Annotated in this window: 23 protein-coding genes and 1 riboswitch; of the genes, 12 read left to right on the forward strand and 11 right to left on the reverse strand. The window is 72.1% G+C overall.

The features are described from left to right. The first annotated feature begins 117 nt into the window (after positions 1–117). From ACZ7JA_RS21965 to ACZ7JA_RS21980, 4 genes are all read left to right on the forward strand, one after another. Positions 118–1,395, forward strand: coding sequence for a hypothetical protein (locus tag ACZ7JA_RS21965; protein WP_470809875.1), 1,278 nt, complete (start codon positions 118–120; stop codon positions 1,393–1,395). Continuing rightward, on the forward strand, positions 1,392–1,979 hold the full coding sequence (locus ACZ7JA_RS21970; protein ID WP_470809877.1) for a hypothetical protein: 588 nt from the start codon (positions 1,392–1,394) through the stop codon (positions 1,977–1,979). Before ACZ7JA_RS21965 ends, ACZ7JA_RS21970 begins: the two co-directional genes overlap by 4 nt. Next, entirely contained in the window at positions 1,976–2,707 is a 732-nt protein-coding gene (locus ACZ7JA_RS21975; RefSeq protein WP_470809880.1) for an ATP-binding cassette domain-containing protein, read from the forward strand. The genes ACZ7JA_RS21970 and ACZ7JA_RS21975 overlap by 4 nt, the downstream gene beginning before the upstream one ends. 171 nt (positions 2,708–2,878) lie before the next feature. Next, the gene (locus ACZ7JA_RS21980; RefSeq protein ID WP_470809882.1) at positions 2,879–3,454 is read left to right on the forward strand and encodes a hypothetical protein; all 576 of its coding nucleotides are present in this window, start codon (positions 2,879–2,881) and stop codon (positions 3,452–3,454) included. 18 nt (positions 3,455–3,472) lie between these two features. On the opposite strand, the gene ACZ7JA_RS21985 is transcribed toward ACZ7JA_RS21980, so the two are convergent. The 5 genes from ACZ7JA_RS21985 to thrC all read right to left on the reverse strand — a co-directional run bounded on the left by ACZ7JA_RS21985 (position 3,473) and on the right by thrC (position 8,946). Further along, positions 3,473–4,597, reverse strand: coding sequence for an NADH:flavin oxidoreductase (locus ACZ7JA_RS21985; RefSeq protein WP_351665959.1), 1,125 nt, complete (start codon positions 4,595–4,597; stop codon positions 3,473–3,475). Between the two features lie 205 nt (positions 4,598–4,802). Further along, positions 4,803–6,425, reverse strand: a complete 1,623-nt coding sequence (groL, locus tag ACZ7JA_RS21990) for a chaperonin GroEL (RefSeq protein WP_351665962.1) — start codon at positions 6,423–6,425, stop codon at positions 4,803–4,805. A 318-nt stretch (positions 6,426–6,743) separates the two neighbouring features. Then, positions 6,744–6,947: a cold-shock protein gene (locus tag ACZ7JA_RS21995; protein WP_004929928.1), complete on the reverse strand. Its 204-nt coding sequence runs from the start codon at positions 6,945–6,947 to the stop codon at positions 6,744–6,746. Between the two features lie 443 nt (positions 6,948–7,390). Beyond that, on the reverse strand, positions 7,391–7,666 hold the full coding sequence (locus ACZ7JA_RS22000) for a MoaD/ThiS family protein (RefSeq protein WP_351665964.1): 276 nt from the start codon (positions 7,664–7,666) through the stop codon (positions 7,391–7,393). Then, a complete protein-coding gene (thrC, locus tag ACZ7JA_RS22005; RefSeq protein ID WP_351665966.1) occupies positions 7,663–8,946 on the reverse strand; it encodes a threonine synthase in 1,284 nt (427 codons plus the stop codon). Before thrC ends, ACZ7JA_RS22000 begins: the two co-directional genes overlap by 4 nt. Positions 8,947–8,963: 17 nt before the next feature. Next, a riboswitch (SAM riboswitch) is annotated at positions 8,964–9,105 on the reverse strand. Positions 9,106–9,265: 160 nt separating this feature from the next. Between thrC and ACZ7JA_RS22010 the strand changes: the two genes are divergently transcribed. Both ACZ7JA_RS22010 and ACZ7JA_RS22015 read left to right on the forward strand, forming a co-directional pair. Next, positions 9,266–10,210 (forward strand): glucosyl-3-phosphoglycerate synthase, encoded by a 945-nt coding sequence (locus ACZ7JA_RS22010; RefSeq protein WP_470809886.1) that lies wholly within the window; start codon positions 9,266–9,268, stop codon positions 10,208–10,210. A 95-nt stretch (positions 10,211–10,305) separates the two neighbouring features. Next, a complete protein-coding gene (locus ACZ7JA_RS22015; protein WP_389303075.1) occupies positions 10,306–11,724 on the forward strand; it encodes an alpha,alpha-trehalose-phosphate synthase (UDP-forming) in 1,419 nt (472 codons plus the stop codon). 24 nt (positions 11,725–11,748) lie between these two features. Here ACZ7JA_RS22015 and otsB read toward each other — a convergent pair whose 3' ends face one another. The 3 genes from otsB to ACZ7JA_RS22030 all read right to left on the reverse strand — a co-directional run bounded on the left by otsB (position 11,749) and on the right by ACZ7JA_RS22030 (position 14,228). Beyond that, positions 11,749–12,582 (reverse strand): trehalose-phosphatase, encoded by an 834-nt coding sequence (otsB, locus tag ACZ7JA_RS22020; protein WP_351665972.1) that lies wholly within the window; start codon positions 12,580–12,582, stop codon positions 11,749–11,751. A gap of 66 nt (positions 12,583–12,648) precedes the next feature. Further along, positions 12,649–12,876: a DUF3263 domain-containing protein gene (locus ACZ7JA_RS22025; RefSeq protein WP_351665974.1), complete on the reverse strand. Its 228-nt coding sequence runs from the start codon at positions 12,874–12,876 to the stop codon at positions 12,649–12,651. 35 nt (positions 12,877–12,911) lie between these two features. Beyond that, a complete protein-coding gene (locus ACZ7JA_RS22030) occupies positions 12,912–14,228 on the reverse strand; it encodes an extracellular solute-binding protein (protein ID WP_470809889.1) in 1,317 nt (438 codons plus the stop codon). Positions 14,229–14,289: 61 nt separating this feature from the next. On the opposite strand from ACZ7JA_RS22030, the gene ACZ7JA_RS22035 reads away from it, so the two are divergent. The 3 genes from ACZ7JA_RS22035 (at position 14,290) to ACZ7JA_RS22045 (ending at position 17,461) form a co-directional block, all read left to right on the forward strand. Next, positions 14,290–15,243 carry an ROK family protein gene (locus tag ACZ7JA_RS22035; RefSeq protein WP_470809891.1) on the forward strand — a complete coding sequence of 318 codons (954 nt, stop codon included), beginning with the start codon at positions 14,290–14,292 and terminating at the stop codon, positions 15,241–15,243. After that, positions 15,243–16,412, forward strand: coding sequence for an N-acetylglucosamine-6-phosphate deacetylase (gene nagA / locus ACZ7JA_RS22040; protein ID WP_404033362.1), 1,170 nt, complete (start codon positions 15,243–15,245; stop codon positions 16,410–16,412). The genes ACZ7JA_RS22035 and nagA overlap by 1 nt, the downstream gene beginning before the upstream one ends. 119 nt (positions 16,413–16,531) lie before the next feature. Then, entirely contained in the window at positions 16,532–17,461 is a 930-nt protein-coding gene (locus tag ACZ7JA_RS22045; protein ID WP_351665982.1) for a 1-phosphofructokinase family hexose kinase, read from the forward strand. Between the two features lie 26 nt (positions 17,462–17,487). Here ACZ7JA_RS22045 and ACZ7JA_RS22050 read toward each other — a convergent pair whose 3' ends face one another. After that, a complete protein-coding gene (locus ACZ7JA_RS22050; RefSeq protein ID WP_470809894.1) occupies positions 17,488–18,417 on the reverse strand; it encodes a carbohydrate-binding protein in 930 nt (309 codons plus the stop codon). A 118-nt stretch (positions 18,418–18,535) separates the two neighbouring features. Further along, positions 18,536–20,194, reverse strand: coding sequence for a diguanylate cyclase CdgB (gene cdgB / locus ACZ7JA_RS22055; RefSeq protein ID WP_351665986.1), 1,659 nt, complete (start codon positions 20,192–20,194; stop codon positions 18,536–18,538). Between the two features lie 342 nt (positions 20,195–20,536). Here cdgB and ACZ7JA_RS22060 point away from each other — a divergent pair, with 342 nt between their 5' ends. Beyond that, positions 20,537–21,109: a flavin reductase family protein gene (locus ACZ7JA_RS22060; protein WP_470809897.1), complete on the forward strand. Its 573-nt coding sequence runs from the start codon at positions 20,537–20,539 to the stop codon at positions 21,107–21,109. A gap of 22 nt (positions 21,110–21,131) precedes the next feature. Here ACZ7JA_RS22060 and arfB read toward each other — a convergent pair whose 3' ends face one another. Continuing rightward, the gene (arfB, locus tag ACZ7JA_RS22065; RefSeq protein ID WP_351665990.1) at positions 21,132–21,569 is read right to left on the reverse strand and encodes an alternative ribosome rescue aminoacyl-tRNA hydrolase ArfB; all 438 of its coding nucleotides are present in this window, start codon (positions 21,567–21,569) and stop codon (positions 21,132–21,134) included. 171 nt (positions 21,570–21,740) lie between these two features. Between arfB and ACZ7JA_RS22070 the strand changes: the two genes are divergently transcribed. Both ACZ7JA_RS22070 and ACZ7JA_RS22075 read left to right on the forward strand, forming a co-directional pair. Further along, a complete protein-coding gene (locus tag ACZ7JA_RS22070) occupies positions 21,741–22,316 on the forward strand; it encodes a TerD family protein (protein ID WP_031170907.1) in 576 nt (191 codons plus the stop codon). 117 nt (positions 22,317–22,433) lie between these two features. Then, on the forward strand, positions 22,434–23,378 hold the full coding sequence (locus ACZ7JA_RS22075) for a GNAT family N-acetyltransferase (protein WP_470809899.1): 945 nt from the start codon (positions 22,434–22,436) through the stop codon (positions 23,376–23,378). Positions 23,379–23,597 lie beyond the last annotated feature (219 nt).

Consider the following 23,597-nt stretch of genomic DNA (forward strand, 5'->3'; position numbering starts at 1 on the left):
GGGGTGGGGTGCGGGGAAAAACAAGGGGGCGGGAGGGTGGTTTTGTGGGGGGGGGGTGGGGTTCCCCCCGTCCCCCCCCTTCCGCCTCAGCCCGTCCCGAGCCCCGCGAGGAACCCCTTGAAACCGCTCGCCCGAATCCGGTCCAGCAGTGTGCTGTGGGCGTCGCCCGTCGTCTTGCTGCTCGTGCTCGCCTACTACTTCACGGACATCACGTCCGACCTGCGACTCGACCCGCTCGACTACGCGCCCACCGTCGTCGACGGGGTGCTGCGCAACCTGGTACCCGTCGCCTACGCGGTCGCCGCGGCCCTGGGCGCCTGGGAGGCGCGCAAGCTCGGCAACGCGGACATCTGGCAGTGGGGCGCCGTGCGTTCCCGTTACGCCATCGCCGCGCACAGCCTCGTCCCCGTGGTCGCGCTGGCCTGGCTGGTCCTGATCCTGCCCGTCGTATGCGGGCTGATCCAGACGGGAACCCCGCCGAACACGGCGGGAGCGGGCCTCCTGGTGCTCGCCATGGCGCTCTGCGCGGCCCACGCGGTGATCGGGTTCGGCTGGGGAACGGCGGTCCGGCACATCGCGGCGGTCCCGGTGATCGCGGTCCTCGACTTCCTGGCCCTCGGCTGGTCCACCGGACTCACGGTCCCCTGGCCCCGGCATCTCACCAGCCTCTACCCGGGCAGGCTGATGTTCGGCGAACTGCCGACCGCGGCCGCCCTGGTGGCTCCTCTCCTGGTCGGCCTCGGCGCCGCCGCGGCGGTGGCCCTGCTCTGGTCGGGCATACCCCGGGCGTGGCTGCGCGCCGCCCTCGCCGGGGCACTGGCGCTGTCCTGCTTCGGCGGCGGCTACGCCATCGTCAAGGACTGGAGCTACATCGGGCCGCGGAGCACCGGGAACGGATCGATGTCCTGCACGAGCGGCAGCCCTCGCATCTGCACCCCCTCGGCCTACGCCGCCGAACTCCCCGCTCTGCGCGAGGAGGTCACGGGCACCCTGCGGACCCTCCGCGGAGCGGGCGTCGAGGCTCACCCCGCCACGCTGACGGACACCCTCGCCGCGGTGCGGTACCCGGAGCCGTCCACGACCACCGACTGGCACCTCCCGCTCGGCGCGAGCCAGGCGGCGGGCATGACGCCGTACCAGGTCGCCCGTGCGGCGGTGCGCTTCGAATGTGCGCCGCCCGCGACGGAGCCCGCCCGCCTCGTCTACTACTGGGTGTCCATGAGGGTCGGCCAGGGCGACGTCTACCTGCGGCGTCTGTCCACCGAACCCGACTTCACCGCGGGCAAGCGGGAACTGCTGCGGGCCCGGGTGAACAAGGTCCTCGGCATGGACGGCGCCGACCAGGCGGAGTGGTTCCGGCGCACCGTCGCGTCCGCGTGCGGGAAGGCGTCATGACCTGGTGGCTCAAGGCGCGGCGGGTGCACACGCATCTGCCGGCCGGACTCCTGCTGTTCGTCCTGCTGGCCGCCGTCGTACAGGACGGCCCGGTCCACCTGCCGTCGATCTCCCTGGGCACCTCGGAAGGGGTGCAGGCCATGGTCTTCGTACCGCTCGTACCGGCGGCGGTCCTCTTCAACTGCCTGGGATCACGGTTCGTTCCGGCGGAGGAGTCGGGGATCCGGCGGGTACGGCAGTACGACGCGCTGCTCGCGCTCGCGGTCGTCGCGCTCACCTCTCCGCTGGGCTCCGCCGTGGCGGCCGCGACCGGTTCCCGTGCCGCCGAGTCCCTGGGCCGCAACACCGCCTTCCTGGTGGGCCTCACCCTGCTGTGCGGCGCGCTGTTCGGCGGCTCCGCGGTGCTCATGCCGGCGGTGTGGCCCCTGGTGGTGGTCATGTTCGGTCTGCGCCGCCCGAACGATCCGTACCCGTGGACCGTGCTGCTCGAGCCCGCCCACACCTGGTACGCCACCACCGGCGCCGCGCTGATGCTCGCCACCGGCATCGGCGCCCATCTCTTCTTCGCTCGGAGGTCCGCATGACCGTCGTAATGGAATCCTGCAGCTATGGCTACGGGCGCCGTCGGCGTCCCGTGCTCTCGGACTTCGGCTACCGGCTCCCGGACGGACTGACGATTCTGCTCGGACCCAACGGCGCCGGAAAGTCCACCCTGCTCAAGCTCGCCGCCGGGGTCACCTCCCCCCGGAAGGGGACGGTGACGCTCGACGGCGTCTCCGCGCGGTCCAAGGAGTACCGCCGCGCGGTGGCCTGGATGCCGCAGACCGTCACCCCGCTGCCCTCCCTCACCGTGCGGGAGTACGTCGCCTATGCGGGATGGCTGAAGGGAATGAACCGGCGCGCCGCCTGGGACGAGGCGCCCCGGGCACTGGCCCGCGTGGAGATGGGCAGGAAGGCGAGGGAGAGGACGGACCGGCTCTCCGGAGGTCAGCTGCGCCGCGTCGGCGTGGCCTGCGCCCTGGTGCACGAGGCGCGCGTACTGCTCCTGGACGAGCCGACGGCCGGAATGGACCCGCGCCAGCGCCGCGTCTTCCGGGACCTGCTGGCGAGCCTGAAGCAGGATGTCAGGGTTCTGATGTCCACCCACGACGTGGCCGATCTCGCCGAGGAGGCCGACCACGTGTCGATCCTGGCGTCCGGGAAGCTGGTCCTCAGCGGCACGACCGCCGAGTTCCTGGCCCACACCCCCGCGGGGACGGCCGAGGGCAGAAGCGCGGAAGGCGCCTACACGGCACTGCTGCAGTCGCACTGACGCACACCCGCGAGGCGGGCCGCGCACCTCACCTCCCGGAGCCGGGGCCCCGCGACCAGTCTCCGGGGCTCCGGGGCCCCGTCGCCACCCGTGGCGCGCTACCGTCGAACTGCCGGCGCGGCCGGCACCGAACCTGGCCCCCGGAGAAGCCGAAGGACTGCGCGGACCGACATGAACCACGCCCAGCTCACCGCCCTCGGACGCGCCCTCAGGCTGCTCGGGGAGCACGGGGAGACCCTGTCCGCCGACACCCCGGACGCCCGGCTGCACGAGGTCAAGGCCGATCTGCGGCGCGCCCTCGACCTGCTGGACGAGTCCGTGGGGGCGGGGGCGCCCAGCACCCGGTGCCCCGAGCACCCGCACGGGCCCGTCGACAAGAGCGCGCCCGACCTGTGTCTGCTGTGCGAGACCCGCAGACGGGCCGCCCGCCGCTCGGAGTACCAGAGCGGCGGGCGGGCGCAGGCCGGGGAGGCGCCCGCCGGCGCGCCCTCGCGCTACGGCGTCCGCGCCGACCGCCCCCAGCCCCAGCAGCGGTGGCTGCCGGAGGCCTGGAACGGCCGGGAGTGGCAGCTGTGCGGCACGCCCCGGCGGGACCGGCGGGAGGCCGAGGCGTATCTGGCCGCCCAGCGGCGCGGGTCCCGGCCGGCGATGGCGTACCGGCTGGTGCACGAGTTCACCGACTACGAGGTGCTGCGGGTGTGGGGGACGCCGGTCCAGGTCGACATCGAGCCGATGGGCAACCTCTAGGCGCCCCCCGGACCCGCCTCAGCTGAGGGACTGCAGCGCCGCCGCGTCGTACGGCTTCAGCTCGTCGAAGCGGTCGCCGAGCACCTTGGCCGCCCACTCGGGGTCCTGGAGCAGGGCGCGGCCGACGGCGACCATGTCGAACTCCTCGGCCTCCAGGCGGTCCAGCAGGTTGTCGATGCTCTTGACCGGGGAGCCCTCGCCCTGGAATGCGTTGATGAAGTCGCCGTCGAGGCCGACCGAGCCGACGCTGATGACCGGCTTGCCGGTGAGCTTCTTCGTCCAGCCGGCGAGGTTCAGGTCGGAGCCCTCGAACTCGGGGAGCCAGTAGCGGCGGGTGGAGGCGTGGAATACGTCGACGCCGGCGGCGGCCAGCGGCGCGAGGATGGCCTCCAGTTCCTCCGGGGTCTCGGCGAGACGGGCGTCGTAGGCCTCCTGCTTCCACTGCGAGAAGCGGAAGATGACCGGGAAGTCCGGGGAGACGGCGGCGCGGACGGCCGCCACGATCTGCGCGGCGAAGGTGGTGCGGGCGACCGGGTCGCCGCCGTAGGCGTCGGTGCGGCGGTTGGTGCCCTCCCACAGGAACTGGTCGAGCAGGTAGCCGTGGGCGCCGTGGATCTCCACACCGTCGAAGCCGATGCGCTCGGCGTCGGCCGCTGCCTGGGCGAAGGCGTCGATGACGGCGTCGATGTCGTCCTGGGTCATGGGCGTGGCGTCGTCGGTGCCGTCCACGCGCAGCCCGGAGGGGCCGTGGGAGGGGGCCTCCGGGTTGGGCTTCTGGCCCTGCTTGCGCACCGTGCCGATGTGCCAGAGCTGCGGCACGATGGTGCCGCCGGCCTCGTGCACCGCCTCGGCGACCTTCGCCCAGCCCGCGAGCGCCTCCTCACCGTGGAACCGGGGCACACGGCTGCTGCCGCCGGCCGACTCGTGGCCGACGTAGGTGCCCTCGGTGACGATCAGGCCGACACCGGCGGCGGCGCGCCGGGCGTAGTACGAGACCACGTCCTCGCCGGGGACGCCGCCCGGGGAGAACATCCGGGTCATCGGCGCCATCACGATGCGGTTCGGGACGGTGAGGCCGCCCAGGGTGATCGGGCGGGAGAGGATCTGGGCCGCGCGGGACGCGGGGGGCGGCGTGACGGTCACGGTGGGGGCTCCTCGGTGACGACTCGGTAGACCGATTGGTATGTGCGCACGCATTGTTGCAGCTCCTTAAGCAACCGCCCAGGGGCTCCCGCACATTCCTTTCGCGGCCGTTCAGGAGTGTGATCCCGGACACGCCCGAGGGCGGCACCCCCTGCCTGAGACAGGGAGTGCCGCCCTCGGAAAGGACAGGCCGATCCGCGCGGGATCAGAAGTCCATGTCACCGCCCGGCATGCCGCCCGGAGCGGCCGCGGCGGCCTTCTCCGGCTTGTCGGCGATGACGGCCTCGGTGGTGAGGAACAGCGCGGCGATGGAGGCGGCGTTCTGCAGCGCGGAACGGGTCACCTTCGCCGGGTCGATGATGCCCTCGGCGACCAGGTCGACGTACTCGCCGGTCGCGGCGTTCAGGCCGTGGCCCGGGGTCAGGTTGCGCACCTTCTCCACCACGACACCGCCCTCGAGGCCGGCGTTGACGGCGATCTGCTTCAGCGGGGCCTCGAGCGCGAGCTTCACGGCCTGGGCGCCGGTCGCCTCGTCACCCTCGAGCTCCAGCTTCTCGAAGACCTGGGAGGCCTGCAGCAGGGCCACGCCACCACCGGCGACGATGCCCTCCTCGACGGCGGCCTTCGCGTTGCGGACGGCGTCCTCGATGCGGTGCTTGCGCTCCTTGAGCTCCACCTCGGTGGCGGCGCCGGCCTTGATGACCGCGACACCGCCGGCGAGCTTCGCCAGGCGCTCCTGCAGCTTCTCGCGGTCGTAGTCCGAGTCGCTGTTCTCGATCTCGGCGCGGATCTGGTTCACCCGGCCGTTGACCTGGTCCGAGGAACCGGCGCCGTCGACGATGGTGGTCTCGTCCTTGGTGATGACGACCTTGCGGGCGCGGCCCAGGAGGTCCAGGGTCGCGTTCTCCAGCTTGAGGCCGACCTCCTCGGAGATGACCTCGCCGCCCGTGAGGATGGCGATGTCGCCGAGCATGGCCTTGCGGCGGTCGCCGAAGCCCGGGGCCTTGACGGCGACGGACTTGAAGGTGCCGCGGATCTTGTTGACCACCAGGGTCGACAGGGCCTCGCCCTCGACGTCCTCGGCGATGATCAGCAGCGGCTTGCCCGACTGCATGACCTTCTCCAGCAGCGGGAGCAGGTCCTTGACGGAGCCGATCTTGGAGTTGGCGATGAGGATGTACGGGTCCTCGAGCGACGCCTCCATGCGCTCCATGTCGGTCGCGAAGTAGGCGGAGATGTAGCCCTTGTCGAAGCGCATGCCCTCGGTGAGCTCGAGCTCGAGGCCGAAGGTGTTGCTCTCCTCGACGGTGATGACGCCTTCCTTGCCGACCTTGTCCATCGCCTCGGCGATGAGCTCGCCGATCTGGGTGTCGGCGGCGGAGATGGACGCGGTGGAGGCGATCTGCTCCTTGGTCTCGACGTCCTTCGCCTGCTCCAGCAGGGCGGCGGAGACGGCCTCGACGGCCTTCTCGATACCGCGCTTCAGGGCCATCGGGTTGGCGCCGGCGGCGACGTTGCGCAGGCCTTCCTTGACCAGGGCCTGGGCGAGCACGGTCGCGGTGGTCGTACCGTCACCGGCGACGTCGTCCGTCTTCTTGGCGACTTCCTTGACCAGCTCGGCGCCGATCTTCTCGTACGGGTCCTCGAGCTCGATCTCCTTGGCGATGGAGACACCATCGTTGGTGATCGTGGGGGCGCCCCACTTCTTCTCGAGGACGACGTTGCGGCCCTTGGGGCCGAGCGTCACCTTGACGGCGTCCGCGAGCTGGTTCATGCCGCGCTCGAGGCCGCGCCGCGCCTCCTCGTCGAACGCGATGATCTTGGCCATGTGAAGTGGTCCCTCCAGGACTGGGGGTGATTCCTTCGGACCGCGCCCGCGCCCGCGACGGACGGCTCGCCGGCCTCGCGGTTCCTTGCCCCACTTGGCCTGCGGGCCTCACCGACCCGGTCCTCGTTGTCACTCTCACCTTCAGAGTGCTAACGCAATGATTAGCACTCGGCATGGCCGAGTGCAAGCGCCTCCCGGGGTACGGGGCGCCCAGTCAGCCGCCCGCGAACGCACGGGCCCGCGCCCCCGCGCGCGAGCCGGGGCACGGCGAAGGGCCCGCACCCTGTGCGAGGTGCGGGCCCTTCGTGCAAGAAACGTTCAGGCGCTGAGGCGAACCATGTCGGCCTGCGGGCCCTTCTGGCCCTGCGAGATCTCGAACTCCACCCGCTGGCCCTCTTCCAGGGTGCGGTAGCCGTCCATCTGAATGGCGCTGTAGTGGACGAATACGTCCGCACCACCGTCGACCGCGATGAAGCCGTACCCCTTCTCCGCGTTGAACCACTTGACGGTGCCCTGAGCCATGCCTAACTCCCCTATTACTGGCCCTTGCACAGATCCGCACTTCGCGGACCCGGGTCAGACCTCACCCCCCATTGGCCGGGGGCGTGCGCCGGAACGCGTCGACCGCCGCTGAATGTATCTGCCCAACTGCCGTCTGCAACAGGTCAATCGGACGAGAAATATGGACGCGAACGGTCCGGAATGTAGCGTGAATTCGCCCGAATTCAGGGCAAGTCGGGCCCCATAAAATGCGCAAAAGCCGCAGAAAGCACCCGCACTTTGGCTGTTTCTTGTCGGGTGCACCGCGGTGAATCCAAGGCTCCTGACCCACGGTCCGGGAGCGGGTTCCCCAACTCTACCGCGCTCAATCACTCAGAATGGCCCCCTCCGCTTCTCTCGCGGAGGAGGCCATTCAATGAACAACGGGTAACCGGCGTTACCGAAGGTAATGATCGGTCATTCTGTCAGCCGCCGGCGACGGCCGGAATGATGGAGACGCCGGCGCCGTCCGGGGTCGCGGTCTCCAGCCCCTGCTCGAAGCGGACGTCGTCGTCGTTGACGTACACGTTGACGAAACGGCGCAGCTTGCCCTGGTCGTCCAGCACCCGCGCGGCGATCCCGGTGTGGTTCTTCTCCAGGTTCTCGATGACCTCGGCGAGGTTCGCGCCCTCGGCGGGGACCTCGGCCTGCCCGCCGGTGTAGGTGCGCAGGATGGTGGGGATGCGAACGGTCACGCTCATGCGAGGCCAGCCTCTCGGAAGGAGTCCAGGTTCGGGCGGATGGTGGCGGTGAGGCCGGTGCCGGCCACCGCGTCGAGGGTCTTGAGGCCGTCGCCGGTGTTGAGGACGACCGTGGTCTTCGCCGGGTCCAGCACGCCCTCCTTGAGCAGCTTGCGGGTGACGCCGACGGTCACGCCGCCCGCCGTCTCCGCGAAGATGCCCTCGGTCCGGGCCAGCAGCTTGATCGCGTCCACGACCTCCTCGTCCGTCACGTCCTCGACCGCGCCGCCGGTGCGGCGGGCGATGTCCAGGACGTACGGCCCGTCGGCCGGGTTGCCGATGGCGAGGGACTTGGCGATGGTGTTCGGCTTCTGCGGCCGTACGACGTCGTGGCCCGCCTTGTACGCGGTCGACACCGGCGAGCAGCCCTCGGCCTGGGCGCCGAAGATCTTGTACGGCCGGTCCTCGACCAGACCCAGCTTGATCAGCTCCTGCAGGCCCTTGTCGATCTTCGTGAGCTGGGAGCCGGAGGCGATCGGGACCACGATCTGGTCCGGCAGCCGCCAGCCGAGCTGCTCGCAGATCTCGTACGCCAGCGTCTTGGAGCCCTCGGCGTAGTACGGCCGCAGGTTGACGTTGACGAAGCCCCAGCCCTCGCCGGCCGGGTCGCCGATCAGCTCGGAGCAGAACCGGTTCACGTCGTCGTAGTTGCCCTCGATGCCGACGAGTTCACCGCCGTAGACCGCGGCCATGACGACCTTGCCCTGCTCCAGGTCGTGCGGGATGAACACGCAGGAGCGGAAGCCGGCCCGGGCGGCGGCGGCGCCGACGGCGCCGGCGAGGTTCCCGGTGGAGGAGCACGACAGGGTGGTGAAGCCGAAGGCGCGCGCGGCCTCCAGGGCCTGGGCGACGACGCGGTCCTTGAAGGAGTGCGTCGGGTTGCCGGAGTCGTCCTTCACGTACAGCCCGCCGGTGACGCCCAGCTCGGCGGCCAGGTTGTCGGCCTTGACGAGCTTGGTCCAGCCGGGGTTGATGTTCGGCTTGTCGGCCACGTCGGCGGGGACGGGCAGCAGGGGCGCGTAGCGCCAGATGTTCGCGGGGCCCGCCTCGATGCGCCGGCGCAGTTCCTCGGTGTCGTAGGCCGAGAAGTCGTAGGCGATCTCCAGCGGGCCGAAACACTCCTCGCACGCGAAGACCGGTCCGAGGGGTACCCGGTGGCCGCATTCGCGACAGCTCAGGGCAGCGGCGGGGCCGAGATCGACGGCGGGATTGCTGGTGCTTGCAACTGTCTGCACAGCCATGGAGGCGAGGCCCTTTCTCCTCATCTTCCTCACGACGCATCTCGCCGCGAGACGGATTTGGCACCTTCCCTGGCCGGGAGCCTCGCGCGAAACGAGTGCGGCTCAGGGGGGTTGCCGGGGCTTCATCGGGCCGTGTCCCTCTGCCCCTCTGGATGAGCGGTATTCGGTTGTGAACGCCGGGCGACCCCCGACATGCGATGGTCATCGGCGTTGTTCAAGACTGTAACCGACGGCCGGGACAGTTGAGATAGTCGTCCGAACCGCGAGATGCATCACCCCCCTCAACAGGCGTGATCACGACAGTGAGGAGCCGCAGACCGTGCTGGAAGAAGTCGAGCGCTGGCTGGCCACCCGCTCCTGGTCCGTGGCCGACCGCCCGCTGCACGGAGTCCTGGCCGCCAAACAGCGCTCCGGCCAGTCCGTCTCCGTCGTCCTGCCCGCGCTGAACGAGGAGGAGACGGTCGGCGACATCGTCGCCGTCATCCGCCGCGACCTCGTGCGGCAGGCTCCGCTGGTCGACGAGATAGTCGTGGTCGACTCCGGGTCCACCGACCGCACCGCCGAGGTCGCCGATGCGGCCGGCGCCCGGGTGGTGCACCGCGACAGCGTCCTGCCGCGCATACCGGCCGTCCCCGGCAAGGGCGAGGTGCTGTGGCGCTCGCTGCTGGCGACGAGCGGGGACATCGTCTGCTTCGTCGACGCCGACCTGCGGGAGTTCTCCTCCGACTTCGTCCTCGGCATCGTCGGCCCGCTGCTCACCGACCCGGACGTCGACCTGGTCAAGGCGATGTACGACCGTCCGCTGGGCGGCGCCGCCGGACAGGGCGGCCGGGTCACCGAGCTGATGGCCCGCCCCCTGCTGAACATGCACTGGCCGCAGCTCGCCGGCTTCGTGCAGCCGCTGGGCGGGGAGTACGCGGCCCGCCGCTCGCTGCTGGAGCAGCTCCCGTTCCCGGTGGGCTACGGCGTGGAGCTCGGCATGCTGGTGGACGCCCTGCACCTGGTGGGCCTGGACGCGCTGGCCCAGGTGGACGTGGGGGTGCGCAGGCACCGGCACCAGGACGGGCAGGCGCTCGGCCGGATGGCCGCGGCGATCTACCGCACCGCGCAGCTCCGGCTGGCCCGCGGCCACCTCGTACGGCCCGCGCTCACCCAGTTCGAGCGCGGCGAGGACGGGTTCGAGCCGCGCACCTACCCGGTGGACACCGAGGAGCGGCCGCCGATGGTGGAGATCGCGGAGTACGCGCACCGCAGGGTGGCCTGAGCGGCGCGGTGAACGCGGAAGAACGGCCGTATACAGCCGCCTTCCGGGGCGGAGCGCACGTTTGAGCGTTTCCGGGCCGGGCTAGGTTGAGAATCATGGCTTCCACGCAGGGTGCTGAGGTACTGGTCGCGTCCAACCGCGGCCCGGTTTCGTACGAGGCGCTCGAGGACGGTTCGCTGCGCGCCAGACGGGGCGGCGGCGGACTGGTCTCGGGTCTTTCGGCCATCGGGCCGGACGCCAACGCGGTGTGGGTCTGCGCCGCGCTCGGCGACGGCGACCGGGAGGCGGCACGGCGGGCGGGCGGCGGCCTGCTGCCGTCCGAGGACACCGGCGGGCAGCACGTGCGGATGCTGGACATCGACGCGGCCGTGCACCACGACGCCTACAACGGCATCGCCAACTCGGTGCTCTGGTTCGTCCACCACATGCTGTACCAGACCCCGCTGGAGCCGGTCCTCGACGCGGAGTTCCGCCGCCAGTGGGCCTCGTACCAGGCGTACAACCGGGCGTTCGCCGAGGCGCTGGCGCAGGAGGCGGCCGAGGGTGCCGCGGTGCTCATCCAGGACTACCACCTGGCCCTCGCCCCCCGGATGCTCCGGCAGCTCCGTCCGGACCTGCGCATCGGCCACTTCTCGCACACCCCGTGGGCCCCGCCGGACTACTTCCGGCTGCTGCCCGACGACATCGCCGCCGAGCTGCTGACCGGCATCCTCGGCGCGGACCGGGCCGCGTTCCTGACCGAGCGCTGGGCGGACGCGTTCAAGGACTGCTGCCACGCGGTGCTCGGCCCCGGCATCCCGTCCGGGACCCGGATCGGGGTGCACGGGCTCGGCGCGGACGCCGACTTCCTGCGCGAGCGGGCGCACCGGCCGGACGTGGACGAGCGGATGGCGGCCCTGCGCGAGGAGATCGGCGAGGGGCGCCGCACCATCGTCCGGGTGGACCGCACCGAGCTGTCCAAGAACATCGTGCGCGGACTGCTGGCGTACCGGCAGCTGCTGGACGCCCGTCCGGAGTGGCGCGAGCGGGTCGTGCACATCGCGTTCGCCTACCCCTCGCGCCAGGACCTCGCGGTCTACCGCGACTACACGGCCGAGGTGCGGCGGGTCGCGGACGAGATCAACTCCGACTACGGGACGCCCGGCTGGACGCCGGTGGTGCTGCACGTCAAGGACGACTTCGCCCGCTCGCTGGCCGCGTACCGGCTCGCGGACGTGGCCCTGGTGAACCCGATCCGGGACGGCATGAACCTGGTCGCCAAGGAGGTGCCCGTCGTCTCCGACGAGGGGTGCGCGCTGGTGCTGTCGCGGGAGGCGGGCGCGTACGAGGAGCTGGGCGACGACGCGATCGTGGTCAACCCGTACGACGTCGTCGGGACGGCGGACGCGCTGCACGCCGCACTGAGCCTGCCCCAGGGCGAGCGGGCCGAGCGCTCCAAGCGGCTGGCCGCCGCGGCCACCGCGCTGCCGCCGGCGCAGTGGTTCCTGGACCAGCTCGGCGCGCTGACCGGCTGAGGGCCGGCGGACCGGCGGGCCGGGTCAGCCGAGCCGCTCCGCCAGCGCGCGCAGCAGCGCGACGACGCCCTCCGGGCCGTCGACCACCAGGTCCGCCCGTTCGGCGAGTTCGGTGACCTCGGCGCTGCCGCTGCAGACCAGCAGGCCGGGGACGCCCTCGGCGCGGAGCTCCTCGACGGCCGCGAAGGCGGGCAGGTCGCCGAGGTCGTCGCCCGCGTAGAGGACGGATCCGGCGGCGGTGCGGCGGACGTGGTCGAGGAGGGCGACGCCCTTGTCCATGCCGGGCGGCCGCAGTTCCAGGACCAGCCGGCCCGGTTCGACGATCAGGCCGTGCCGGGCGGCGAGCTCGGCGAGGGGTGCGCGCAGGGCCTCGAAGGCGGCCTGGGGGTCGTCGGCGCGGCGGGTGTGCACGGCGACGGCCCGGCCCTTGTCCTCGGTCCAGGTGCCGTGCCCGGCGCCGGAGCGCTCCAGCAGCCCGGGCAGTTCGGCGCGGACCGCGGCCACACCGGGGTGCGGCGGGGGCGCGGTGACCTCGCCGGTCGCGGCGTCCCAGCGTTCGGCGCCGTAGTGGCCGAGGACGGTGAGGTGTTCCAGGCCGGGCACGTCCGCGAAGCCGCCGTAGCGCACCGCGACCTCGGCGGGCCGGCCGGTGACCACGGCGACGGAGGCCACCTCGGGGGCGAGCGCGGCGAGCGCCGGGACGGCTTCGGGGTGGGCGCGGGCCTGCTCGGGGTCGGCGACGATCGGTGCGAGGGTGCCGTCGAAGTCGAGCCCGATCACCGCCGCGCGGGGCTTGGCCAGCAGCGTGTGCAGCCCGTCGCGGCCCGCCTGGGTCGCCGGGGTCGGCAGGAGGTCCATACAGGGACAGTATCCGGCGCGGGCCCGGGTCACTCCTGGAGTGTTTCCCCCGCACGCGCCGCGGCTTCAGCGCTCCGCGCGGCGGGCCTCCCGCACCCGGCGCAGGCGGTTGACCGTGACCGGGTCCGCGGCGAGCGCCCGGGCGTCGTCCAGGAGGGCGTTGAGGAGCTGGTAGTAGCGCACCGGGGCGAGGCCCAGCTCCTCGCGGATGGCCCGTTCCTTCGCGCCGGGGCCGGCGAAGCCCCGGCGCTCCAGCGCGAGGATGGCCTGTTCGCGGCTGCCCAGTTCCTCCATGGGGCAACCGTAGCGCCGGGCGCCGACAGCCGGTCTCAGTTCACGTCGGCGCTGTCCGCCGCCGACGCCGTGGACTGCAGCCGGGCCAGCACGTCGGTGGGGTTGCCGCCGGGAGCGACCGCCTGGCCGATGTTCTTCTTCACGGCCGCGCTGACCGAGGCCCACGAGGTCTTGCCGACAGGGTAGAGCTGGGAGACCGGGAGCTGGTCGAGGAAGGGGCGCAGGGCCTTGTCGCCGGGCGCTTCCGAGTCGGCCATGGCGCTGGACGCCGAGTCGGTGACCGGCAGCAGCCCGTACTCGCGGGAGAAGGCGAGGACGTTCTTCTTCTCGTAGACGAAGTCGAGGAACGCGCCGATCTCGCGGGCGTGCCCGTTCTGCCTGAAGCCCATCATCCAGTCGGCGACGCCCATGGAGGCCTTGGCCCGGCCGGTGCGGCCCGGCATCGGCACGGTGCCGAACTTCACGCCCTTCTTCTCGGCCTGCTGGATCAGCGTGGGGTGGCCGTTGAGCATGCCGACCTGGCCGTCGGCGAAGGCGGCGAAGGCGTCCGCGCGGTTGAGCCTGCCGGGGGCGACCGGGCCGGTCAGGCCCTTGCCGACCAGGTCGTCCTTGAGCCAGTTGAAGGTCTCCACGTTCTTCGCGGAGTCGATGCTGTAGGCGCCGATGTCGTCGGTGTAGGCGTCGCCGCCGCCCAGCAGCCACTGCATGGTCTCGGCCTGGGCCTCCTCGGGGCCGAGCGGCAGCGCGTAGGGGTACTTCACGCCCTTGGCCTTGAGCGCGCGGGCGTCGGCCGCCAGCTCGTCCCAGGTGGTGGGCGGGGTGATGCCGGCCTGGTCGAACAGGGTCTTGTTGTAGAAGAGCACCCGGGTGGAGGCCGCGAACGGGATGCCGTACTGCACGTGCTTCCACTGGCCGGCGTCGGAGAGCGCGGCGAGGAGGTCGGCCTGGGTGCGGATGGAGAGCAGGTCGGAGGCCTGGTAGAGCTTGCCCGCGGCCGCGTAGTCGGCGTAGGCGCCGATCTGGGCCAGGTCGGGGGCGTTCCCGGCGTCGACCATCTCCTTGACCTTGCGGTCGACGTCGTTCCAGGAGTAGACGCTGACCTCGACCTTCACCCCGTGCTCGGCCTCGTACTCCTTGGCCAGCGCGTCCCAGTACTTCTTGGAGCCGTTCGCCGCCGAGTCGCCGTAGTCGGCGGCGACGAGTCTGAGGGTCACGTCGGAGTCCGTGCTCCCGCAGCCGCCGAGAACCGCCGTCATGCCCAGTGCGGACACCACCGCGATCGTTCCTGCCGTACGCCGACGCACCCTCAAAGCCCCAACCCTGCTGTCTGACCGTTCAATATGTGGACACATAAGGTCTACACCACGTGAGTGGACTAGACCTCTTGTGGGTCAGGGGGCCACACTGTCCCCCGTGAGACATGTCATCGCCCTGGACGTGGGCGGTACCGGGATGAAGGCCGCCCTCGTCGGAGACGACGGCGAGCTGCTGCACCGCGTCCGCCGGGCGACCGGTCGCGAGCGCGGACCGGACGCGGTGGTCGGGACGATCCTCGGCTTCGCCGCCGAACTGCGCGCGTACGGCCTCGAGACCTACGGCGAGCCCGCCGCCGCGGCCGGCATCGCGGTCCCCGGCATCGTCGACGACGAGCGCGGGATCGCCGTGTACGCCGCCAACCTCGGCTGGCGGGACGTCCCGCTGCGCGCGCTGCTCGCCGAGCGGCTCGGCGTCCCGGTGGCGCTCGGCCACGACGTGCGCACCGGCGGCCTCGCCGAGGGGCGGATCGGCGCCGGCAAGGGCGCCGACCGGTTCCTGTTCGTGCCGCTGGGCACCGGGATCGCCGGCGCGATCGGCGTGGACGGCCGGGTGGAGGCGGGCGCGCACGGGTTCGCCGGCGAGATCGGGCACATCGTCGTACGGCCCGGCGGCGCCGCGTGCCCCTGCGGGCAGCACGGCTGCCTGGAGCGGTACGCCTCCGCGTCCGCCGTCAGCGAGGCGTGGGCCGCGGCCTGCGGCGACCCGGAGGCGGACGCCGCCGACTGCGCCAAGGCCGTCGCGTCCGGTGACCCGAACGCCGTCCGGGTGTGGCAGGAGGCGGTGGACGCGCTCGCCGACGGGCTGGTCACCGCGCTCACCCTGCTGGACCCGCGCACGCTGATCATCGGTGGCGGCCTGGCCGAGGCGGGGGAAGTGTTGTTCCAGCCGCTGCGGGACGCCGTCCGGCGCCGGGTCACCTTCCAGAAACTGCCGTCCATCGTCCCCGCCGCCCTCGGCGACACCGCCGGCTGCCTGGGCGCGGGGCTTCTCGCCCGGGATCTCCTCGACTCCACCGACCCCACGACCGACCCCTCGGAGGTAACCGCCTGATGGCTCCCAGCTTGGTTCTCGCAGGTGCTCGGGTGGTGCTGCCCACCGGGGTGGTGGACGACGGGCGCGTGACCGTGGAGGGCACGAGGATCACCGCGGCCGGCGCGCCGGACCCCGGAGGCGCCGCGGCCCCGGCCGGCGCCGAGGTGATCGACGTGAGCGGTCACTGGCTGGTCCCGGGCTTCGTGGACCTCCACAACCACGGCGGCGGCGGGGCGTCCTTCTCCGGCACGGCCGAGGAGATCCTCACCGCCGTCCGCACCCACCGGCTGCACGGCACCACCACGCTGGTCGCCTCCACCGTCACCGACGAGATGGACCTGCTGGTCAGGCAGGCCGGGCTGCTGAGCGAGCTGGCCGAGCAGGGCGACATCGCGGGCATCCACTTCGAGGGGCCGTTCATCTCGCCGTGCCGCAAGGGCGCGCACTCCGAGGAGCTGCTGCGCGACCCGGAGCCGGCCGAGGTGCGCAAGCTGATCGACGCCGGGCGCGGCCGGGCGAGGATGGTCACGCTCGCCACCGAACTGCCGGGCGGCATCGACTCGGTGCGGCTGCTCGCCGAGCACGGGGTGATCGCGGCGGTCGGGCACACGGACGCCACCTACGAGCAGACCGTCGCGGCCGTCGACGCGGGCGCCACCGTCGCCACCCACCTCTTCAACGCCATGCCCGCCCTGGGCCACCGCGCCCCCGGCCCGATCGCCGCCCTGCTGGAGGACGAGCGGGTCACGGTCGAGCTGATCAACGACGGCACGCATCTGCACCCCGCCGCGCTGGAGCTGGCCTTCCGTCACGCGGGCGCCGACCGGGTCGCGTTCATCACCGACGCGATGGACGCGGCCGGCACCGGCGACGGCCGCTACATGCTCGGCCCGCTGGAGGTCGAGGTCAGCGACGGCGTGGCCCGGCTGGTGCACGGCGGTTCGATCGCCGGCTCCACGCTGACCCTGGACCGCGCGTTCAAGCGGGCGGTCACGGTCGACGGGCTGGCGGTGACGGACGCCGTCACCGCGCTGTCCGTCAACCCGGCCCGTCTGCTCGGCCTGTCCGACCGCATCGGCTCCCTGGAGCCCGGCAAGGACGCCGACCTGGTGCTGCTGGACGCGGACTTCGACCTCAAGGGCGTGCTGCGCCAGGGGGAATGGGTCGTCGCGCCCCGACTGCCCTGATCCGTCCCGGCGCCGAGAGACGGTGACCGGCCCGCGCACTGGGCCGGCCGCCGTCTCTTTGGCATGATCAGGTCCCCGCAGACCGATGACGCGACGGACTTCGAGGGAGGTCGGACCTGGTGATCCTCACGGTCACGCTCAACACCGCTCTCGACATCACCTATTACGTACGGTCGTTGCGGCCGCACGCCTCGCACCGGGTCTCCCAGGTCCTCGAACGGCCGGGCGGCAAGGGCGTGAACGTGGCCAGGGTGCTGGCCGCCCTCGGCCACGAGGTGACGGCCACCGGCTTCGCGGGCGGCGCCACCGGCCGGGTGCTGCGCGAACACCTCGCGGCCGCGCCCGGGGTGACGGACGCGCTGGTGCCCGTCGCCGGGGCCACCCGGCGCACGGTCGCCGTCGTGGACGAGCGGACCGGCGACACCACCCAGCTCAACGAACCGGGCCCGCAGATAGCGCCGGCCGAGTGGGGCGCCTTCCAGGACCGGTACGCGGAACTGCTCGGCCGGGCCTCGGCGGTGGCGCTGTCCGGCAGCCTCCCGCCCGGCGTGCCCGTCGGCGCGTACGCGGGACTGATACGCGCGGCCCGCGCCCACGGTGTGCCCGTGCTGCTGGACGCCGGCGGGGAGCCGCTGCGCCGCGGGGTGGCGGCCCGCCCCGACATCATCAAGCCGAACTCCGAGGAACTGGCCGAACTCACCGGCTCCCACGAGCCGCTGCGCGCCACCCAGGACGCCCGCCGCCGCGGCGCCCACGCGGTGGTCGCCTCCCTGGGCCCGGACGGCCTGCTCGCGGCCACCCCCGAGGGCCGCTGGCGCGCCACCCCGCCCGCGCGCATCCACGGCAACCCGACGGGCGCGGGCGACTCGGCGGTGGCGGCCCTGCTGTCGGGGCTCGTGGAACGACTCCCCTGGCCGGACCGCCTGGCCCGCGCGGCGGCCCTGTCGGCGGCGACGGTACGAGCGCCCGGCGCGGGCGAGTTCGACCCCGGGACCTACGAGGAACTGCTGGCACGGGTCGCGGTGTCCGGGGTGGTCAGCGCGGCGTGACGTGACGCGAAGCCATCCGGCGCGCCTCAGTTCCGTCCTACCTTGCCCTTCTTCAGCCGAAGCTGGTCCAGGAGGACGTTGCACTTGTCGCCGGGCGCGCAGGAGAGCGAGAGGGTGTTGGACCCCTTGTTCAGGTTCGGGTAGGCGAAGCTCTCCGTCCAGGCGAGCTTCGGATCGGTCTGGTGCGTGAAGTTGGCGAAGTTGAATCCGCTGCCGTACTTCTGACCGTTGACGGTGAGGGTCATCGACTGGTCCTCACCGGCGTTGTTGTACCGCGCGAGGAGGGTGTACGCGCCCTCCTCGGGAATGTCCACGGTCCAGGTCACCGAGGCGCCCACTGTGCTCAGGCCGCCCACGTAGGTGCCACCGGCCGCCTGCGCGCCCGGTACGTCCGTCGCCTTGGTCGCACCGCCGGCCAGCTGGAGGGCGCTCGCGTCCGACTTCGGCAGCTCGCCGGCCGGGGCCGAGGCGCTGTTCGACGGGCTCGGCGCGCCGGTCTGGGACTGGCTCGGGGAGGCGTCCGCCTGGTTGCCGGACTTGTCGTCGTCCGTGTTGCCGTTGATCATCGCCACACCGATGCCGATGACGACCGCCGCGACCACCGCGATCGCGCCGATCAGCAGGCCCTTGGTGTTGGGGCCGCGGCGCCCGCCGCCGGCGGGCGGCATGGACTGCCTGCTCGTCGGCGCGCCGCCGGGCAGCGTCTCCGGGGCCTGGTAGTGCGTGTTCGGCTGGCCGTAGGCGCCCTGCTGCGGGACCGTGGGCTGCTGCTGGCCGTAGGCGGCCTGCGGCTGGCCGTACTGGCGCTCGCCGACCGCGCGCACTCTGCTGACCGAGTTCGGATAGCCGTAGCCACCCGACGGCGGCTGGGCGCCTCGGGCCTGACCGTCGGCGTACAGGTAGCCGAACGGGTCGTCGTCCTCGGGCGTGCTCGCGCCGTTGTCGCCGGGCGTCATCCCTTGGTACTCCTCAACAGGTGCGGGTGGATGCGATACGGGTGTGGAATGGCGAGCCTACCCGCTCCGACTGGGCCAAACGGGTGACCCGGATCGCATCAGCTCACTGACCTGCGATTCATCCGGCGCGCCGGTGCTGTTTGGGACGAGATCTTTTCTCGACGTACATCCGTTCGTCGGCGGACTTCAACACTTCGTCCGCCGTCATGCCGCAGTGTGCCCACCCGATGCCGAAGCTGGCGCCCACCCGGACGGCCCGGCCCTCGGCGCGGATGGGCTGGATGATCTCGTTGCGCAGGCGTACCGCGAGGTCCTGGGCGTCGGCCTTGCCGAGGCCGTCGGCGAGGATCACGAACTCGTCGCCGCCGAGCCGGGCGACGGTGTCGCCGTCGCGCACCCCGCGGGTCAGCCGCCGGGCGACCTCGATCAGCACCGCGTCGCCCGCGTTGTGGCCGAACCTGTCGTTGATCGACTTGAAGCCGTCCAGGTCGCAGAAGAGGACGGCGAGGCCCTTGGCGCCGTCGTCGTGGCCGTCCTCGGGGGCGACGGTGTGGACGTGGTGGTCGTAGCCGTCGAAGGCCTCGGCGCCCTGCGCGAAGTCGAAGCCGTGCCCGGGCTGGGCGTCGAAGGCGGGGTGGCCGTAGGCCGCGTCCAGCGACTCCAGGGCGCCGGCGTGGGACGGACGGTGGCACAGGCGGGCGGACAGCCGGGAGCGCAGCTCGGCGGAGTTCGGCAGGCCGGTGAGGGAGTCGTGGGAGGCGCGGTGGGCGAGCTGCAGCTCGCGGCGCTTGCGCTCCTCGATGTCCTCGACGTGGGTCAGCAGGAAGCGGGGCCCGTCGGCGGCGTCGGCGACGACGCTGTTGCGCAGGCTCACCCAGACGTAGCTGCCGTCGCGGCGGCCCAGGCGGAGTTCGGCCCGGCCGCCCTCGGCGGAGGTCCTCAGCAGCGTGCCGATGTCCTCGGGGTGGACCAGGTCGGAGAAGGAGTAGCGGCGCATCGCGGAGGCGGGGCGGCCGAGCAGCCGGCACAGGGCGTCGTTGGTGCGCAGGATGCGGCCGTGCTGGTCGCCGCCCATCTCGGCGATCGCCATACCGGAGGGCGCGTACTCGAAGGCCTGCCGGAAGCTCTCCTCGCTGGCCCGGAGCGCCTGCTGCTCGCGCTCGAGCCGGACCAGGGCGCGCTGCATGTTGGACCGCAGACGCGCGTTGCTGATCGCGATGGCGGCCTGGAAGGCGTACATCTGCAGGGCCTCGCGGCCCCAGGCGCCGGGGTGGCGGCCGTTGCGCGGCCGGTCGACGGATATGACGCCGAGCAGCTCGCCGGAGGAGCCGCCGCCCTGCGCCCCGGGCGTGTACATCGGGGCGAAGAGGCGGTCGGAGGGATGCCACTCGTCCTCGAAGCGCGGGGCGGGGCCGTCGGTGTACCACTGCGGGACGTCGTCGTCGTCCAGCACCCAGCCCTCGGTGTGGGGTATGAACACGAGGTCGCCCCACTGCTCGCCCATGCTCAGCCGCCGGTCCCAGGCGTCGCGGGAGCCGACCCGGCCGGTGATCAGGGCCTCGGCGGCGGCGTTGCCCGAGAAGGCGGCGATGACGAGGTCACCGTCGGGGCGCACGAGGTTGACGCACGCCAGCTCGTACCCGAGGGCGCTGACCGCGCCGTCGGCGACCGTCTGCAGTGTGTCCGCCAGGCTGCGTGCCGTGTTCATGTCGGCCATGACCTGGTGCAGCTGCCGCAGGGACGCAAGGCGGACATACGGTTCCGACTCGGTCTCCATGCTCGCCCTCCCCCCAGACCTCGCAGCGAATCAAGGGCTGTGTCCGGCGCTTCCTTACAGTGCTTCCCGTCGTCTCTCAGTGGTCTTCAGCCACTGAATCACAGCGCGCTGCCCACTCGGTACACAGGGTCAACAATATCTGTCCCTTGTGACTCAAGTCACAGGGGAACGTGAACAATTGAGTGGAGTTTCTGCGTTTTCCCTGTGCGTTTACTGAACGCAAGCTTTGTCGTTGTGCGCACATGATGCACGAACCGTCACCTCGTGGTCCCCCGGTCCTAGGACCCGGCTAGGGCCAGGGCCCGATGCGGCCCGTCCGGGGCGGAGATTAGCGTTCATGGCGTGCTGAACACCTCCTCCACCACCGCCGCAGCAGTCAACGGGCATGCTGAGGGGGTGAGCAACGACGAGTTCCGGGCCGCCATGTCCCGGCTGGCCGCGGGCGTGGTCCTGGTGACCGCGCAGGAACCGCCGCTGGACCCCGACGACCCGGCCGCGCCCGGCGGCGAGGACGTCGGCATGACCGCCACCGCCTTCATGTCCGTCTCGCTGGACCCGCCGCTGGTGATGGTCAGTCTGCGCGAGGGCTCGCGTATGGACGAACTGCTCGCCGAACAGCCGCTGTGGGGGGTGTCGGTGCTCGCCGACGGCCAGCGCCACATCGCCGGGCGGTTCGCCATGAAGGGCCGCATCAGCGACCGGCTGCTCTTCCAGGACCTGCCGCGCGAGCGCGGGGAGGTCTCCGGCGCCCCGCTGGTCGACGGCGCGCTGGCCACCCTGGAGTGCCGCACCGAGCAGCGGGTGCCGGCCGGCGACCACACCCTCGTCATCGGCCGGGTGCTGACCGCACGGGCGCCGGACGCGCAGGGCGGCCCGCTGATGTACTTCCGCGGCCGCTACCGCCATCTGGGCTGACGGCCGACCCGGCCGGGGGGTGTCAGCCCCAGTCCCGCCCGGAGCGGCCGCGCTTGCGTTCCGAGCGCTGCTTCTTCTCGCGCAGCCGGCGCTCGTTGATGCCCCGCGGGATGCGGGTGGGGCGGCGGGGTTTCGGCGGGGGCGCGGTGGCCTCGGCGAGGAGGGCGGCGAGGCGCACGGCGGCGGCCTCGCGGTTGCGCCACTGGGAGCGGTGCTCGGAGGACCGCACGACGACCACGCCGTCCACCAGCCGCCCGGCCAGCCGGGCGAGCGCCCGCTCCTTCCACACCGGCGGCAGCGCCTCGGTGCGCGCCAGGTCGAAGCGCAGCTCGACCTGCGAGTCACTGGTGTTGACGTGCTGCCCGCCCGGCCCGGAGGACCTCGAGAAACGCCACATCAGCTCGGCCTCGGGCAGCGAGACCGAACCGCGGATGACATGGGGACCGGACATGCCTCCCATGTTCCCGGCACCGCCCGTCCCACGTCACGCGGTTTTCACCGGGAGACGGCCACATGGGTAAAAAAGGTAAAGGGATCCGGAACCACCGGGACCCCCCTCGACGTTGTCCCCGGTGACGGTAGCTTCGTCGGCACAGATGCGCACGAATAACTAGGGAAGGGACTCCCAATCATGGCTGTAAGCCTGTCCAAGGGTGGCAACGTCTCGCTCACCAAGGAGGCTCCGGGCCTGACCGCCGTCACCGTGGGCCTCGGCTGGGACGTCCGCACCACCACCGGCACGGACTTCGACCTGGACGCCTCCGCCATCGCGGTCAACGGGCAGGGCAAGGTCTACTCCGACGCCCACTTCGTCTTCTTCAACAACAAGCAGACGCCGGACAACTCCATCGTCCACACCGGTGACAACCGCACCGGCGAGGGCGCCGGCGACGACGAGGCGATCAACGTCAACCTGGCCGCGCTCCCGGCCGACATCGACAAGATCGTCTTCCCGGTCTCCATCTACGACGCCGAGAACCGCGGCCAGAACTTCGGCCAGGTCCGCAACGCCTACATCCGCATCGTCAACCAGGCCGGCGGCGCCGAGATCGCCCGCTACGACCTCTCCGAGGACGCCGCCACCGAGACCGCCATGGTCTTCGGCGAGCTGTACCGCAACGGCGCGGAGTGGAAGTTCCGCGCGGTGGGCCAGGGCTACGCCTCGGGCCTGGTGGGCATCGCCCAGGACTTCGGCGTGAACGTCTGACGCACGCCCCGCCGGGGCGGACAGGCCCGGCCCGCGGGCCGGGGGCCTGTCCGCCCCGGCCCGCGCCCGCCCGTGATTTCCGGCGGAGCCGCCAGGGCCCCGCGATACGTTGCCCGGGTGATCCTCGAACCCCTCGCCCGCACCGCCGGTCATGACCTCCCGGGCCCGCTGCTCACCGAGCTGACCGCGCTCTACGCCTCCAACCGCGCCTTCCACGCGCTCAGCGGCGACTTCCCCGACCCGGACGACGTCCGCAGCGAGCAGGTGGCGGCGGCGCTGGCCGACGAACTGGCCCAGCCGGACGCCGAGGTCCTGCTGGCCCGGTCCGAGGGGCGTCTGGTCGCGGTCGTGATCACCCTCGCCCGCCACCCCGACCCGGCCGACCCCGATCCGTGGATCGGGCTGCTGATGGTGGACGCGACCGAACAGGGCAAGGGGTACGGCCGCCGGGTCGCCGCGGCGGTCGAGGAGCGCTTCCGGGCCGCCGGCCGCCGGGCCGTGCGCCTGGCCGTCCTGGAGAACAACCCCGGGGCGCTGGCCTTCTGGACGGCCCTCGGCTACGAGGTCGTGGACCACCGCCGCGACCACGCCCTCGGCCGCCCCTGCGCCGTGCTGCGCAAGGTGCTGCGGACACCCCGTCAGGCCGCCCGGGTCGCCGTCGTGGATCCCGACGGCGCGGTACTGCTCTTCCGCTACGACAACGTCGAGGTCGGCGTGCACTGGGCGCTGCCCGGCGGCGGGCTGGAGCCGGGCGAGACCCCGCGCGAGGGCGCCCTGCGGGAACTGACCGAGGAGACCGGCTGGACCGACCTGCAGCCGGGCCCGCTGCTGTGCACCTGGGAACACGACTTCACGCACACGGGCGTCCCCGTCCACCAGCACGAGCACGTCTACGTCACCCACGGCCCGCACCGCGAACCGGCCGGCCCCCATCTGGCCGCCGCGCACGCCGCCGACGGCATCCTCACCTGGCGCTGGTGGAGCAGGGAGGAACTGGCCCGGGAGCCGGAGCCGGTCTGGCCGCCCGGCCTCGCCCGGATGCTGGACGAGTGGGAGGGCTGAAAGCCCGTCACACCGGCCGGCCCGCGAGGTGTGACGCCGGAGCGCTCAATTGCGCTTACAGAATGCTGAGTTGAACTCTCCGCGCACGTCCGGATAACGGTTTTCGAGGCACGGCATTCGGAAACGAACACGTAACATCTTGTCGGCGCTCTGTCAAACAGTGGCTGCCCAGTGTCACTCTCTCCGCACCCGCCGCAGTTGTACGTCCCCTGTGCCCCA

The sequence above is a fragment of the Streptomyces sp. NPDC038135 genome, from assembly GCF_055601245.1.